Annotated in this window: 6 protein-coding genes; 5 read left to right on the forward strand and 1 reads right to left on the reverse strand. The window is 54.9% G+C overall.

The genetic code is table 11. The features are described from left to right. Positions 1-393: 393 nt before the first annotated feature. Positions 394-1,830 (forward strand): alanine/glycine:cation symporter family protein, encoded by a 1,437-nt coding sequence (locus LKE08_RS26975; RefSeq protein ID WP_324707390.1) that lies wholly within the window; start codon positions 394-396, stop codon positions 1,828-1,830. 91 nt (positions 1,831-1,921) lie between these two features. Here LKE08_RS26975 and LKE08_RS26980 read toward each other — a convergent pair whose 3' ends face one another. Then, entirely contained in the window at positions 1,922-2,842 is a 921-nt protein-coding gene (locus LKE08_RS26980; RefSeq protein WP_324707391.1) for an NAD(+) kinase, read from the reverse strand. A gap of 395 nt (positions 2,843-3,237) precedes the next feature. Here LKE08_RS26980 and LKE08_RS26985 point away from each other — a divergent pair, with 395 nt between their 5' ends. The 4 genes from LKE08_RS26985 (at position 3,238) to LKE08_RS27000 (ending at position 12,674) form a co-directional block, all read left to right on the forward strand. Then, positions 3,238-4,674 carry a hypothetical protein gene (locus tag LKE08_RS26985; protein ID WP_324707392.1) on the forward strand — a complete coding sequence of 479 codons (1,437 nt, stop codon included), beginning with the start codon at positions 3,238-3,240 and terminating at the stop codon, positions 4,672-4,674. A 59-nt stretch (positions 4,675-4,733) separates the two neighbouring features. Then, positions 4,734-5,426 (forward strand): ComF family protein, encoded by a 693-nt coding sequence (locus LKE08_RS26990; protein ID WP_324707393.1) that lies wholly within the window; start codon positions 4,734-4,736, stop codon positions 5,424-5,426. 29 nt (positions 5,427-5,455) lie between these two features. Further along, entirely contained in the window at positions 5,456-8,362 is a 2,907-nt protein-coding gene (locus LKE08_RS26995; protein WP_324707394.1) for an ATP-binding protein, read from the forward strand. A gap of 217 nt (positions 8,363-8,579) precedes the next feature. Continuing rightward, complete coding sequence (locus LKE08_RS27000; protein WP_324707395.1) at positions 8,580-12,674, forward strand: PAS domain S-box protein; 4,095 nt, start codon at positions 8,580-8,582, stop codon at positions 12,672-12,674. The last annotated feature ends 9 nt before the right edge of the window (positions 12,675-12,683 follow it).

Below are 12,683 nucleotides of genomic sequence, written 5' to 3' on the forward strand. Positions count from 1 at the left end.
GCGTTTTTTTTGGGGTGATTCGAGCCCCCCTAGCCCCCCTTAAAAAGGGGGGGACAAGATGGAGCGATCGCGTTTTTATAACCCACCATCTCCCCAATCATCGACCGATGATTTTAGTCGTAAAATTGTCGTCAATTTGTAGGGTGGGTTAGCGTCAGCGTAACCCACCGCAACCCCTTTTATCTATTTGGAAACGCGATCGCATTTTTCCAACCCCCCATCTAATTCCCTAGCGGAATGGTTTTTCCCCTAATAATTCTTATCCAAACCCGATCGCATTTCCATCTGACACGCCCCACAAACGTTAATTTTGATTAAATTGTAATCGACGATACGAAAAAAAGTTGCGCGATCGCGGAACCTGTGCTTCAAGACAATTGCTGGAGCATCTAAGTGTTAGCATTCTTAAATGATTTATTGTGGGGAAAAGTCCTCATTGTCGGTTTAATCGGTGTCGGGTTACTCTTCACCGTCGCCTCGAAATTCGTTCAGTTCCGATATTTCGGCAAAATGTTCGCCATTCTCGGAGAATCAACCCGACGCCAAGAAGGTCATCTCAGCTCATTTCAAGCCTTAGCTTTGAGCGTCGCCGGACGGGTGGGGGCCGGGAACATTGCCGGAGTCGCCGTCGCCATCACCCTCGGGGGACCGGGGGCGATTTTTTGGATGTGGCTGATTGGTTTAATCGGGATGTCTACCAGCTTCTTTGAATGTACCCTCGCCCAACTTTTTAAAGTCGCGGAACCCGACGGAACCTATCGCGGAGGCCCTGCCTATTATATCGAAAAAGGACTCGGTAAACGGTGGTTATCCGCCCTTTTTTCCGTCCTCCTCCTCGTCACCTTCGGATTTGGATTTAACGCCCTACAATCCTATACTGTCGCCACATCAATTAACGATACTTTTGGCATTTCCACCCGCATCACCGGAGTGGTTTTGATGGTCGTTTTGGGGCTGGTAATTTTCGGCGGCATCAAACGCATCGCCGAGGTCGCCGAATATGTGGTTCCGGTCATGGCAGCGGGATACTTTCTGATGGCACTGTTTGTTTTGATGACCAACTTTTCTGAAATCCCCGGCGTTTTCGCTTATATCATCAGAAATGCCTTCGGGTTACAAGAAATCGTCGGTGGCACCCTGGGCGCGACCATTATTTGGGGCGTCAAACGGGGGCTATTTTCCAACGAGGCGGGTTTGGGAAGTGCGCCCAACGTGGCGGCCGTTGCCTATGTGGAACATCCAGCAAACCAGGGAATCATCCAGGCCTTCAGCGTCTTTATCGACACGATTATTTTGTGTTCCTGCACGGCGGCGATTATCCTGCTTTCCTCGGTTTACGAACCCGGGACGGACGTGGGGGGTGTGACCATGACCCAGGCGGCGATGGGGGAACATTTGGGATGGTGGGGACAGGCGTTCGTGACGATCGCCCTGGTCTTGTTTTCCTTCACTTCCATCATTTACAATTACTATTTGGGAGAAAATAGCCTCAACTTTTTCAGCCAAGAAAATAAGCTGCTGTTCAACGGCTTTCGGGTGCTAACTTTAGCCCTGATTATTTGGGGTGCGGTGCAGGATCTCAGCACGGTCTTCGGATTCGCGGACGTGACGATGGGACTGCTGGCGATCGTCAATTTGGTCGCTTTGGTGATGCTGTTTAAAATCAGCTTGCAGGTGATGAGAGACTTCGATCGCCAAATCGCCGCCGGAGTCACCCAACCCATCTTCGACTCCGATCGCTTCCCCGGACTCAACCTCGACCGCAAAGCGTGGCCGCCGGCGAATCTGACACCGGAACTCGACCCCTCCGCTACCCCGGAAATGGGGTGAGAAGGGTGTAGGGTGTAGGGTGTAGGGTGTAGGGAATCGGGAATGGGGAATCGGTCATTTTTCATTTTTCATTTTTCATTTTCCCCGCACCCTAATTGCGGTGATTGTTCATGTAGCGAATCCTCGCCCCGGCCCACTGCAATTTTTCTCGCAGGGTTTGGTAAAACGAATAGTCCTCCCGCAGGATGATAAACTTCGCCTGACAGTCAGCCATCCGCACGTCCACCCGCTGTCCCGGCCAAATTGAAGTCGCCAACACCCCGTCCATCCACAATTTCGTATCGTGTTCGACGTCAGCCAGGGGCCAAACGCTGACCACGGAACCGGAGGGGATGACCACGGGGCGGCTCGACAGGCTGAGGGGACAGATGGGGGTGACGGTGATGGCGTCCATCCCCGGGTGAACGATGGGGCCCCCGGCCGAGGCGTTGTAGCAGGTGGAACCGGTGGGGGTGCCGACGATCAACCCGTCGCCCTGGTACTGGTCCACCACCTCGCCGTCCACCTCCATTTCCAGGATCGAGGTGGGCATCCGGTGGGCCGAGGCGGGTTTGACGCACATCTCATTCAACGCCAAAAAGCGATCGCTCACCGGCTCCAAATTGGCGCGATCGCCCTCAAAAATAGCCGCCTGCAACATCATCCGCTGCTGGACGGCGTAGCGATCCTCAAACAGGCGATCGACCGTCGCTTCCGTGTCCTCGATCTCCTCGAAGGGCTCGGTCAAAAAGCCCAGGTGTCCCCCCACGTTCGCCGCCAAAATCGGAATCCCGACTTCCGCCAAATGTCGCGCCGCCGCCAACGCCGTCCCGTCCCCCCCCAACACCACCGCCAGATCGATCGCGCCGGTACTCGAGGCGAGAAACACCGGATAGGGGTTATCTTTGGCGCCGCTCGGCCCCATGAGGACGTGACACCCCCGCTTTTCAAACTGTTTGGCGTACCGTTCCGCGCAGCGCTGGCCCTGTAGGTCCCTGGATTTGTGAGCGATAATGACCTGTTTGATCTCCACAGTCCCGATTTGATTACATCCGATCCTTGTTATTATGTCTGATCTCTTCTGGAGAGGTGCGAAAATTTTTTTGACATCGAACCGGTTCGGATACCCGGCATGAACGCTTATCCGGGAGTCTGCGATTCGCGAAGCGTACCGATCGCTTCTGTGCCGGCCGAAGATTCCGGATTCTTAATATTTGTTTACATATTGGCTCTGATATTAAGACCTGTTATTTAAAAGAGACGGTCGGAAATTGTAAAGAATTGGTCAAGGATGATTGCGGAACTTACCCCGTCTTAAAAATCGTGATATTGTTGAAAATAATTAAAAAAATTTTGTCACTTATTGGCGGTATTTTGATCCGCCAATAAGTCGAATAAAAAATTCTGCTTTCAATGTTAAATATGACAATGAAAAGAAAATTAATTGTTTTTGAAGCCAACGAAATTCCCTTCAAGGTGATCGATAGATTTTGCCAATTATTTCCCAATTCCTGTTTAGCAAAAACGCTATCGTCCTGCACCCAATTTGTCACATACGATGACTCGATCGATCGAGGTCGAACCCCGCAGCCCACATTTTCCTGGCCTTCCATCCATCGCGGCGTCAACGATCCGACTCATCAAATCTACAGTTTCAACCAAGAATTGAGCGAAGTGGACGAAATCTATCCGCCGATTTGGAAAATCTTGACTTCATCCGGCATAAAAGTGGGTTTACTCGGCGCTTTCCACTCCTATCAAAGTTTTCCCGAAACCGACGAACTCAAAGAAAACTACGCATTTTATGTTCCCGATGTGTTTTCGCAGGATGGCAAAGCCCATCCCAGTTATTTGCAAATTTTTCAAGATTATAACCTGAAAATGACGAGGGCATCGGCTCGGAATGTCGATCGCGATTTACACTTCAAAAAAATGCTCAAAATACTCGATCAAGCCCATCAATTCGGCATCCGACCATCGACGATATTGGAAATTGCAATTCACCTCATCGAGGAAAAATACCGACCTTGGGTCAGTACCCGGCGACGCAACCATCAGGTCACGTTATCCTTCGATATTTTTCTCAAACATCTGAAGCGATCGCGGCCGGACTATGCCGTTTTTTTTGCCAATAATATTGCTGCCGCCATGCACCGATACTGGGCGGCGACATTCCCGGAAGACTTTGCGACGCTCCAGGTCGATCGTGACTGGATCGACAGGTACGCTGGCGAAATCGACCGCTCCGTACTGACATTCGATCGGTGTCTGAAAACTCTCATTTCCTACGTCGATCGGCATCCCGAATACAAACTCATTTGCATGGGCGGCATCGGGCAAGCCGCCCGGGAGGCGGTCTGGTTTAATTCGGAACTTTACATTACCGATTGGTCACGGTTTATGAATTTTATGGGCGTCGAACCCGGACATTGGCGATCGATTGTCGCCATGATCCCGATGTTCAACGTACTCGTCTCTCCGGAATGTCGGTCGCAATTTCGTTCGGCCGTACAAGATCTGCGGATAGACGGCCGAGCCGTCGATGTTCGGGAACAAAAAAATGGGATGTTCGCCATGTGCCTCGGACACGCCAATCAGTCGGAAGATTGCATTTCATTTCGAGGGAAAAGGTATAATATCCGCGAATTGGGGATGGAAAATGTCGAAATTGAAGATCGTTCGTCTCGATCGGGTTATCACATCCCCACCGGATCGTTGTGGGTTTACGATCCGCTGTCGAAAAAACCGCAGTCCGATGGGAGAATGAAAATTTCGACCCTGGATATTTGTCCGACTCTACTCAGTGCTTTTAAGATTCCCGTCCCGGCTTACATGAAAGGCAATTTAGTCGAAGCCCTTCTCTGAGGCGACTCGAACCGCCATCTGAGTTAAGATAGAATGGACGCGATCGCGGAGTCGGAAAAATGGCTCATCCCGCCCTGAAAACCGTCCTCAACCTGTTTTTTAAGCCCGAGTGTCCCCTGTGCGGACGGCCGGCGGAAACCGAATTCTGCCGCTACTGCCAAACCCAACTGCTGCGGTGTCAGTTCCCCGAGGGCGGCGAGTTTCCCGGAGACGTACCCGTTTTCGTGTGGGGGCGGTACGGCGGCGCCCTCAAACGGGCGATCGCGGCGTTAAAATACGATGGCAACCCCCAAATCGCCCGACAGTTGGGATGCTGGCTGGCGGATGGGTGGCTGGGAACCCAGGAAACCCTCCCCAAAAATTTGACCGTCGTCCCCATTCCCCTGCATCCAGACAAGTTGAAAAAGCGGGGATTCAACCAGGCGGAATTGCTGGCCCGGGGGTTTTGCGAACTGACCGGATTATCCCTCAAACCCCACGGTTTGGAACGGGTGCGGGACACGGAAGCCCTGCACGGTTTGTCATCCGCAGAGCGCCAAAAAAACCTGCAAAATGCCCTGCGGGTGGGAAAAGATCGCCCCCCCCGCCCCAATTCTGTTTTAATTTTAGACGATATTTATACCACCGGGGCGACGGTCAACGCCGCCCTGCGAGCCTTCAAAACCCATCGCATCCCCGTCGCCGGAGTCGTCGCTTTGGCGACCACAAACACGCCGCCACCCCGGCAGCGATCGCGCCCCAAATCTCATTAAAAAAAATTTCGGGTATTTGAGAACATGGAATGGAGATATTTGCCTCTTTAAATATCGACAGTTTCACCTCCATTCACCGCAGCCAAGATGCGACGGTTTATCGGGCGGTTCGGAAGTGCGATCGCGCCCGGATTATTGTCAAAGTTATCAATTCCGAATCCCCCACCCCCGAGGTGATTTATCGCCACAATCGAGAATATGAAATCACCCGCAATCCCGCCTGCGATTTTATCGTCAAAGCCGAGAGTTCAGAGGTGTATTACCACCGGCGGGCGATCGTATTTGAAGACTTCGGCGGCTCATCCTTGGAACAATTAATTCGCACCTCGGGGGGATTTTGGGGAGACAACTATACCCTGGAATCATTTTTGAGATTGGCGATGCAAATTGCTGGGGCGGTGGAACAAATTCACGCCCGCCATATCGTCCACAATAATTTGAATGTTTCCCACATTATTTTAAACCCCAAAAGCCGGAAATTGAAAGTCATCAGTTTCGGCAGTGCGACCATTGTAAACGTCGATTTTTCTAGCAGAAAATCCGCCAAAGAAATTGACATAATTTTTAAACCCAACCGCGTCGAAGCGGCGGATAGAAGCGATCGCCCCCCGGACTTTGAACCGGACTTTTACGGTTTGGGACAAATTTTTTATCAACTGTTGACGAGCCGGCTGCTGTGGGAGATTGACGACCCCGTATCCTGGCTCGACGGCAGGCTTCAACAGTCGCCGATTTCCCCGTCAAAAATCTGTCCGGAAATTCCAGAATCCCTCTCCGATTTGATCCTGCGCCTACTTTCCAGAACCCCGGAAAATCGGGAACTGAGCGCCGCAGAAATACGGCTGAACTTGGAAGAAATATTGGCGGCGATTCCGGGACATTATAACCCCGATATTTTGCTGCCAATAATCGAAAAAAAAAATTACCCCAAAAATTGTGAAAAATATAAATCTACAAAAAATGGGGGGGATTTGTTTTACTTTCACCATTCAAATCTGGTCTATTTTTACCAGATAGGGGATTACGATTTGGCTCGCAATCACGCCGATTTAGCCCGACAATGCATCGACGACAATTCCCGATTTTTGTACTTCGGAGATTATCAGTTTTATCGCGGGCTCGCCCTGGCGGCCGTCGCCCGGACAGCCGAACCCGAAGAACGGGGACGGATCGCCTCTCAAATTGACGAGATCCGCGCCGAGATGGCCGCTTGGGCGAAGCAGGACGCCGGCAATTTTGAACACCGATTGATGTTGGTGGCGGCGGAACGCGATCGCCTCTGTGGAGAGATATTGCGGGCGGAAGAAAACTACGAGCAAGCCATTTCCGGAGCCATCGAAATCGGCTCCATCCACGACGAAGCCCTCGCCTGCGAATTAGCCGCCGACTTCTACCGATCGCGGCAGTTGGAGCGCATTTTCAGTTGCTATATAAAAGCCGCCCACGACGCCTATTCCCGCCTGCAATTCACCGCCAAAGTCAAAGATCTCGAAACCCGCCACCCCCAGATTTTGACCCCGAGTCCCCCCAGTCAACCCGAACGCTTCACCGTCGAAAAGAGCGGCGCTTCGAGTGCGGTGAATCTCGGCCGCGTCCTGCAAGCCTACCAAACCCTGTCCGGGGAAATTATTTTGGCGACCCTGCTGGCCAAAACCATGAAAATCCTGATCGAAAATACCGGGGCCGAAATCGGCTACCTGCTGCTGTCCTTTTCCCCCGAATCCGAAGCCGAAGCGTCCGGGCCGTGGCGGATCGAGGCGATCGCGGAAATGGACGTCGAGCGCGTCACCGTCCTGCGATCGATCCCCTTGGACACCCTCGCCGACCGCCAATTTCCCAAATCCGTCGTCCGCCACGTCGCCGACACCCGGGAGTCCGTCGTCCTCAACGAAGCCGTCCGGGACGGCCGCTGGCTCGGGGACGAATACATCAAAACCCAGCGACCCCAGTCGCTCCTGTGCGCTCCCCTGGTCCGCAAGCGGCAACTGATGGGTATCCTCTACCTCGAAAACAACCAAATGGCGGACGTCTTCACGGCCGAACGCATCGAAATTTTGAGCCTGCTGTCGGCCCAAGTCGCCATTTCCCTCGAAAACGCCTTCCTCTACAAAACCCTCGAACAAAAAGTCGGCGAACGCACCGCCGAACTCTCCCAAACCCTTGAACATCTCAAAGCCACCCAAAATCAACTCGTCGAGGCCGAAAAAATGGCGGCCCTGGCGGGGTTGGTCGGCGGCGTGGCCCACGAGATCAACACCCCGGTGGGGACGGGAATCCTGGCCGCCTCTTTCCTCGCCGGCGAAACCGACAAATTCGCCCAACTCTGTCGGTCCGGGTCCTTGAAGCGATCGGCCCTCAACGCCTATCTGGAAGTCGCCGCCGAAAGCAGCCAACTGATTTTGGAGAATCTCCAGCGGGCCGCGAGGCTGGTGCAGAGCTTCCAGAAAGTCGCCGTCGATCAGACCTCCCTGGAGCGGCGCACCTTCGCCCTGAAGCCCTATTTGGAGGAAATCCTCCTCAGCCTCGGCCCCAAGTTCAAACGCACCGCCCACCGCATCTCGGTTGAAGGAGATGAGACAATAGAAATTGACAGTTATCCCGGTGCCTTGTCTCAAATTATTACGAACTTGGTGATGAATTCCTTGATTCACGCCTACGAACCGTCCCAATCGGGTCAGTTGCGATTGCAGGTGGCGGCACTCGGCGATCGCTTTACCATCCGATACGGCGACGACGGCCGCGGCATCCCGGCCGAACATTTGGGCAAAATTTTCGACCCCTTCTTCACGACCGGCCGCAGTCGTGGCGGCAGCGGTTTGGGTTTGCACATCGTCTACAACTTGGTGACTCAGACCTTGAAAGGGACGATCCGCTGCGAGAGTCGGGAAAATGTCGGCACCGAGTTTATGATCGACTGTCCTTGCACTCCGGAGTGATATCATATCCGCTAAAATAGTTTTAATAAAAACTATTTTTGTCAGTAATTGGACGCTCGGCAATCGATATGATAACTGACGCTCTCAACTGGAGATAACACAAGTATCGCCCTCGTGTATTAACGTCCTCGACAAGACTCGAAAACCCCACCCAGCCCTATAACTCCCACAGGCGATGCTCCGGTCGCCTTGGCACTGAAGTAGAGAAAGACGACCTATGAACGATCGCAATTCCCAACCCAATTCTCCCGAAGATGACGACCTTTTAATCATCGAAGACGAAGGGGAAGTCCCCGCTCCGGGGACGACCAATCGAGCCGGGTCGGAGCCGGCTTGGAAAATGATGCTGGTGGATGACGATCCCGACGTTCACCGGGCGACGAAACTGATTTTAAAAAACGTCACCTTTGAAAATAAACCCCTAAGTTTTATCTGTGCCCATTCTGCCGCGGAAGCCCGGACGGCGATCGCCGCTCACCCGGACACCGCCGTTTTGTTGTTAGACGTGGTGATGGAAACCGACGATGCCGGCTTGGAGTTGGTCAAATATATCCGAAAACAGCTCAAAAACGAGTTCGTCCGCATCATTTTAAAAACCGGACATCCGGGAAAAGCCCCCCCCAGCTCCGCCATCGTCGAATATGATATCAACGACTATCAAACCAAAGTCGAGATGACCCAACAAAAGTTGATCGCGACGGTCATCTTCGCCCTGCGTTCCTACCGAGATATCCTCCACCTCGAAGGGAGTCGCCGTGCCCTGCAGGAACTCAATCAAAATTTACATCTGTTGGTGGAAGAACGCACCCGAGAGCTGACCGAACAAAATCAAAATTTGCAGCGGGAAATCGACCGGCGGCAACAGCTCGAACGGGATCTCGTCGAGAGCAATGCGAAATTTAAGGGAATTTTGGATATCGCCGAAGAAGCGATTATTTCCCTCGGGGAAGACCAGCGAATCATCCTCTTCAACCAGGGGGCGGAACGGATTTTCGGATATGCCGTCGCAGAGGTGATGGGACGGCCCCTGGACATTTTACTGCCGGAAGGAGTGCGAGCCATCCACCGGCGGCACGTCAGCAATTTCGGCGCCGAGGCGACCGCCGCCTGCAATATGAAAGGACGGCGGGAAATCGTCGGACTGCGGAAAAATGGAGATGTCTTCCCGGCCGAAGTTTCCATTTCTCGGCTGCCATTGCAGACCGGGGTGGTTTACACCGCCATCTTGCAGGATATCAGCGATCGCAAACGGGTCGAAGACGCCCTGAAACGATTGAATCAAGACCTAGAAAACCGCGTCGCCAACCGCACCCGCGAACTGCAAGAAAAAATCGAGCAACAGCGGCGCGTCGAAATGGCCCTGCGGGAGAGCGAAGAAAAATTCCGCCAGTTCGCCGAAACCATCCGGGAAGTCTTTTTTATGGTGTCCCGGGCGGGAGAAACCCTCTACGTCAGCCCCGCTTACGAAGAGATTTGGGGCCGAAGTTGCCAGAGCCTGTACCGAGATCCGCAATCCTGGTTCGAGGCGATCGAGCCAGACCATCGGGAGGAGGTCGAAAAGGCGATCCGAGGCCACATTCGCCGGCCGAAACCTTTCGAGGTCGAGTACCCCATCCGCCGTCCCGACGGGGAACGCCGCTGGATTCGCGCCCGCTCCTTTCCCATCGCCGACGGGGGCGGACAGATCTACCGCTTCGCCGGCATCGCCGAAGACATCACCGATCGCAAACGGGACCGGGACGAACTGCAGGCCCGGGAAACCGCCCTGCGGGAACTGTACCAGATCGCCGTCGCCCCCCACCTCGCCTTCGAGCAGCGGCTGCAAGCCCTGCTGTCGATGGGGCGGCTGCACTTCAGTTTGGAGGTGGGGATTCTCTTCCACATCCGGGGCGCGCGCTGCCAGGTGGTCGCCGCCCAGACTCCCCCCGACTTCCCCCGCCCCATCCCGGCCGAAACTGTATTTCCCCTGCGGGATACCTTCTGCCACCGCACCTTCGAGACATCCGAACCCGTTGGCATCACCGACGCGGAACACTCCCCGGATTGGGAGGCCCACCCCGCCTGCCACCAGTTCGGATTGAAATCCTATCTGGGGGTGCGGATTGTGGTGGCGGGGAAACCCTACGGTACCCTGAGTTTTTCCGGGCGTCTCCCCCGCCAACCCTTCAACAACCACGAATTGCAACTCCTACAACTGATCGCCATGTGGGTGGGGGGCGAAATCGAACGCCAGCAGTCGAAGGCCAGCCTGGAACAGGAATTTCAAAAAACCCTCCTCCAACAGCAGATCACCGATCGCATCCGGGAGAGCATCGAGAGCCACCCCATCGTCCAGGCGACGGTGAGTTTGGTGGGGGAAGCCTTCGAGGTGAACCGCTGCCTGATCCACCGCTACCCAGCCGAGTCCGACGGCGGAATCGCGATCGTGGCGGAATATTTGCACGGGGCCTTCGAGTCCATGCTTGCGGTGGAAGTGCCCCGCCGGCCGGACAACCCCCACCTCGATCGCCTATTGGCTCAGGATCGGGCGATCGCCTCCCCGGACGTCTACGCTGACCCCCTGCTCGCGCCTCAAGTAGACCTGTGCCGCCGGACGAGTTTGAAATCCATGTTGAGCGTCCGCACCTCCTACAAGGGGGAACCCAATGGGGTGATCACCCTGCAACAGTGCGATCGCTTCCGGGAGTGGACCGACGACGAGATCGAACTCATCGAAGCGATCGCCCGCCAGGTGGGCATCGCCCTCGCCCAGGCCTCCCTCCTGGAGCGGGAGCAGTGGCACAAACACCAACTCGAAGACAAAAATCGCGCCCTGTCCGAGGCGACCCGCCGCGCCGAAGCCGCCAGCTTGGCTAAGAGCCAATTTTTAGCCAACATGAGCCACGAGATCCGCACCCCCATGAACGCCATCCTGGGGTTCTGCGACCTCCTGCAAGGACTCGTCTGCGAACCCCGCCAGCAGACCTACGTCCGCTCCATCGCCTCCAGTGGGAAAACCCTCCTGGCCCTGATCAACGACATCCTCGACCTGTCCAAAATCGAGGCGGGGAAAATGGAACTCCAGAATGAACCCGTTGACCTGCGGGCTTTGGTGGCGGAAATCGGCCAGATTTTCTCCCAAAAAGCGGCCGAACAAAACCTGCAACTTCAGATCGACGTAGCCGAAGACATCCCCCGGGCGATCGGGTTTGACGAAGTGCGGCTGCGGCAGATCCTATTGAATGTGGTCGGCAACGCCCTCAAATTCACCGATTCCGGGTCTGTTACGATTTCGGTCTGCGCCCGCCCCGAGGCCGGGGAGGTCGGTTCCGGGGGGCGATCGACTGTTACCGTCGAAATTGCCGTCGCCGATACGGGCATCGGCATCGCCCCCGAACAGCAACAGCGGATTTTCGAGAGCTTCATGCAGAGCGAAGGGCAGAGTACCCGCAAATACGGCGGGTCGGGGCTGGGGTTGGCGATTACCCGCCGGTTGACGCAAATGCTGGGGGGGACGATCCGCCTGGACAGCGAAGTGGGCCGGGGCAGCACCTTCACCTTCCGGTTTCCGGGGGTGAATCTGGCGAACCCGTTGCCCGAAACCGAGATCGCGGATGGGGCGGATGACGATTTGAATCGCCTCGCCCGGAGCACCATTTTGGTCGTCGATGACGTGCAGTCGAACCTGGACCTGATGCGGGGATATTTTGCCAATTCTCACCACAAACTGTTGTTGTGCAAAAATGGGTGGGAAGCCATCCACCAAGCCCAAAATTATCGTCCCGACCTGATTTTGATGGACCTGCGGATGCCCCATCTCGACGGCTGGGAGGCGACTAAATATCTGAAAGAAAATCCGGACACCCGGGACATCCCGATCGTCATCCTCACCGCTTCTTCTTTAGATCGCGATCGCCGAGAAATCGCCAGCCTCCACAACGGATTCCTGCACAAACCCGTCAGCCGCCGCGAGTTATTTTTGGCTTTGAAAAAACAACTTCCCAAACCGCCCGCCAATTCCTCGCCGTCTCCCGCCCCGGAGGCACCCCGGGATTCCCCGGAGGCTGGCCCGATCGCCGAACTGCTTGCCAAACTCGAGTGCCAAGAGAAAACCGTCTGGCCGGAACTGCACAGGACCCTCAAAATGCGGGACCTGCAGGCTTTTTCCGACTGCCTGATGGATTGGGCTCACGCCTACCCCTACGCCCCCCTGGTGGATTACGCCTCGACTCTGAGCATCCAACTGCAAGAGTTTGACTGGGACAAAATCCCCCGGACGGTGAAACGCTTTCCCGAAGTCCGCCGTACCCTTCTCGATCGCGATCGCCCTTAACTGTTCATC

The sequence above is a fragment of the Lyngbya sp. CCY1209 genome, from assembly GCF_035615495.1.
GTDB lineage: Bacteria > Cyanobacteriota > Cyanobacteriia > Cyanobacteriales > Microcoleaceae > Limnospira.

Excerpts from the sequence above, each read along its gene's own strand:
- LKE08_RS26985 (WP_324707392.1), top strand. The coding sequence starts at position 3,238 with ATGAAAAGAAAATTAATTGTTTTTGAAGCCAACGAAATTCCCTTCAAG.
- LKE08_RS26995 (WP_324707394.1), top strand. The coding sequence starts at position 5,456 with ATGGAGATATTTGCCTCTTTAAATATCGACAGTTTCACCTCCATTCAC.
- LKE08_RS27000 (WP_324707395.1), top strand. The coding sequence starts at position 8,580 with ATGAACGATCGCAATTCCCAACCCAATTCTCCCGAAGATGACGACCTT.
- LKE08_RS26990 (WP_324707393.1), top strand. The coding sequence starts at position 4,734 with ATGGCTCATCCCGCCCTGAAAACCGTCCTCAACCTGTTTTTTAAGCCC.